The 966-nt window shown below is 72.6% G+C and carries 1 protein-coding gene; it reads left to right on the forward strand.

The window, feature by feature from the left end; all coding sequences use genetic code 11:
* A partial coding sequence (locus J1M41_RS11125) for a hypothetical protein (RefSeq protein ID WP_206451754.1) occupies nt 1-924 on the forward strand: 924 nt, incomplete at its 5' end.
* Nucleotides 925-966 lie beyond the last annotated feature (42 nt).

Raw genomic sequence — 966 nt, forward strand, 5'->3', positions numbered from 1 at the left:
ATCGAGGAGAAGCTGCGCGGCGCGTTCGAGGACCAGGCCGCCCAGCTGCAGACCTCCACCGGCGCCCCGTGGCTGACGCGCAACGAGGCCCGCGCGATGCGGAACCTGCCGGCCGTCGAGGGCGGCGACGAGCTCGTGGTGCCCCTGAACGTCCTCACCGGCGGGCAGGCATCCCCCACGGACTCCGGCACGCAGAACCTGCGCGCCGGCCACACCCCGCGGGTGAAGGCCGTGGGCTCCATCGAGTACGAGCTGAAGGCCCCGGCCGGGGACACCATCCCGGCCGAGGAGACCGACCCGCTCGTCAAGGTGTTCCGCGCGCACTTCAAGCGCCAGCGCGCCGCCATCACCTCGGCCACCGGCGCGAAGTCCCCCACCTGGTGGGACGGGAAGCGGTGGGACGCCGAGCTCGCCGAGGACCTCCTCGACGCCGGCTCGGACCTCGCCACCTCCGCCGCCCGTGACGTCCTCACCGGCATGGGCCTCGACCCCGACCAGTACGACACCCCCCGCACCGAGGCGTTCCTGGCCAAGGTCGCCGAGCGCATCGCCTCCCAGGTCAACGCCGCCACCCTCCGCCAGATCGAAGCCGCGCTCGCGGACGACGACGAGGACGACGACGTCGACCCGGTGGGGCACGTGTTCGACGTGGCCGAGGAGTCGCGCGCCGACCAGGCGGCCATGACCGCGGCCGCCACGTTCGTGGGCTTCGGTATGGCCGAGGCCCCGCGGCAGGCGGCACCGAAGGCCACGAAGCGGTGGGTCGTGAACTCGTCGAACCCCCGCGCCTCCCACGCCGCACTGGACGGCGAGGAGGTCGGGATCGAGGAGGACTTCTCCAACGGCATGCCCTGGCCGGGCAGCTTCACCGGCGACCCCGAGGACGTGGCAAACTGCCAGTGCTCGCTCGTCATCATCCGCTGACCGAGGAGGTCAACATGCGCATCAAGACCGTCCCCGTGGGCG

Source organism: Micrococcus sp. KRD096 (genome assembly GCF_017168495.1).
Lineage (GTDB): Bacteria > Actinomycetota > Actinomycetes > Actinomycetales > Micrococcaceae > Micrococcus > Micrococcus luteus.